This is a genomic window from Pseudomonas sp. DE0010 (assembly GCF_007680745.1).
In the GTDB taxonomy this organism is placed as follows: Bacteria; Pseudomonadota; Gammaproteobacteria; order Pseudomonadales; family Pseudomonadaceae; genus Aquipseudomonas; species Aquipseudomonas parafulva_B.
The window spans coordinates 1-272 of the sequence record NZ_VEJQ01000205.1; the positions used below are offsets into that span (position 1 = coordinate 1).

General features: G+C 64.0%; 1 pseudogene. It reads left to right on the forward strand.

Annotated elements, in window-relative coordinates:
• Positions 1-272, forward strand: a pseudogene (locus tag FS767_RS22260) (nucleoside-diphosphate sugar epimerase); the annotation flags it as partial.

Below are 272 nucleotides of genomic sequence, written 5' to 3' on the forward strand. Positions count from 1 at the left end.
CCGCATCACCTTCGTCCAGGGCGGCAAGATCTATGGCGCCCACCTGGGGGTGTACAAGACTCCAGCCCGTGAGGATGACAGCCGCCACTTCCCACCCAACCTCTATTTCCGCCATGAAGACTTCGTGCGCAGCCTGGAGGCCGACGGCATTCGCTGGACCGCCCTGCGCCCCGACATCGTTATCGGCCACTCGCTGGGCTCGGCCATGAACCTGGGCAACCTGATCGGTCTCTACGGTGCCCTGTGCAAGGCGACCGGTACCGCCATGCAAT